The sequence below is a fragment of the Streptomyces atriruber genome, assembly GCF_001418325.1.
In the GTDB taxonomy this organism is placed as follows: domain Bacteria; phylum Actinomycetota; class Actinomycetes; order Streptomycetales; family Streptomycetaceae; genus Streptomyces; species Streptomyces atriruber.
Genome location: NZ_LIPN01000493.1, coordinates 1 through 1,806, shown reverse-complemented (window position 1 = coordinate 1,806; position 1,806 = coordinate 1). Strand labels below are relative to the sequence as shown.

General features: G+C 72.3%; 1 protein-coding gene and 1 pseudogene. Both read left to right on the top strand.

Annotation, left to right across the window (positions count from 1 at the left end; genetic code table 11):
• Positions 1 to 349, top strand: a pseudogene (locus AOK03_RS36850) (hypothetical protein); the annotation flags it as partial.
• A gap of 471 nt (positions 350 to 820) precedes the next feature.
• The coding region (locus tag AOK03_RS36845) for an nSTAND1 domain-containing NTPase (RefSeq protein ID WP_482256504.1) at positions 821 to 1,806 on the top strand (986 nt) is incomplete at its 3' end.

Below are 1,806 nucleotides of genomic sequence, written 5' to 3'. Positions count from 1 at the left end.
GTCGTCGACGCGCGAGCCGAAGAAGCCGACTACACCGGATGCTTCGACGGCGACTGACCGGACGCCCGCACGGTCCCCGCGCAACGGCGCCCTGTCCGCCTGGGAAGCAGCCGGTTCCCCGCTCTCGGGCAGGCCGGGCGAGGGCGACGTCATCGCGCGCGGTGCCGAGGACACCCCGTACCTGCGTTATGAGGACTCCGTACCGCTCGTCGGCAGGACAGGCGACGTGGGCGCGATGGCCCTCTATGCCGGGCAGTCCGCCGGGCTCGTCCGTGAGGTTCTCCCTGCGGCGACGATCGTCGCCCGGACCGTGGCCGAGGCGCGGCGCGCACTGCTGCCGGAGTTCTGAGTCCGATCGGGCATCGCTCCACGAGCGCACGGCGGGTCGTGTTCCGGTGGTACTCCGCGTCGTATCGGTGCCGGTCCCTCCCCTCGTGGGGACCGGCACCGATCGACGCGGACGGCGCCGAGCCGTGGTGCTCCCGCGTATCGGCGCGGATCAGGGAAAGTCCGGATCCGCGTTCGATGCGAATGCGGTCCGGGTATGGCCGTGTGCACGAGTCTTTGGAACCCACACAGTGATCCTGTCGTCACTCCGGCACAGCCAGGCTCAGAACAATCGGTGGTGTGCACCGCCTCGGCGAGCCGTGAGCCGGTGACCTGCCAGGACGCTGCGTGGTTGGTCCGCTACTGCGATGAGATCCTGCCAGTTGCGGGTCCCGCCGAGGAGGTTCCGGATCCGTCCGGACTCCTTCGCCGCAGGTCAGCCGTATAAAGTGAGTTTTCCGGTCCGGATGACCAAGTGCGGCGGAAGTAAGGGGTGGAGGCCTTGAGTTCCGACTCAGGGGCACGCACGAGCTTCGCGGAACGTCTCGCGCTGCTGTACAAGGAAGCCGGCAACCCGCCCCTCAAGCGTGTGGCCGAAGCGGTCGTCCGCCTCCAGCGGGTCGACGAGCGCGGGCGACCCGTACGCGTGTCCGCCCAGCGGATCAGTGACTGGCGACGGGCCAAGAACGTGCCGGCCCAGTTCGCCGCACTCGCCGCGGTGCTCCACGTCCTCATTCCCGAGGCGCGGCGCGAGCGTCCCGCGCCGGTGTCCACGGGTCTGTACGACATGGCCCAGTGGCACCGCCTGTGGGAGCTCGCGGTGGCCGATCCCGTCGGCGACCGCGCGGCGGGGGCCGACGGCGCCCCGGAGAGCCGGGACCAGAAGGGCAGCGGGGACGGAGCCGGGGGCGACGCCTCGGCCGTGCCGAGCGTCTGCCCGTACCGGGGGCTCGCCTCGTACCGGCAGCAGGACGCCCAGTGGTTCTTCGGCCGGGAGCGGAGCACCGAAGCTCTCGTCGCCCAGCTGCGCGCCGCGGAGTCGGGCGGTCTGGTCATGCTCGTGGGCGCGTCCGGCGCGGGGAAGTCCTCCCTGCTCAACGCCGGGCTGGTGCCCACCCTCCAGAACGGTGCCCTCCTCACCGAGGACGAGAGGAGCGGCGGCGGCCGGGGCGCGGGGCCCGTCCTGCAGCTCGTGCCCGGCGCCGATCCCCTCACGGAGCTCACCCGGCACATCCCCGAGCTCGCACGCGTCGTCCCCGTCGGGGAGGAAGCGGCCGAGGGTGACACGTGTGCCCGGACGGTGCGCGAAGCCATCACCGCGTGGGGGGAGCGCTCGGCGGGCGGGGAAGCCGACCCCGCCCCTGACTCCGACTCCGACCCCGACTCCGGTCATTCCCCCGAGCAGTCCGAGGGGTCCGAGCGGTCCGGGCAGTCCGACGCTCCGGCGCACCCCGATCACCCCGTACGCCCCACCCGCCC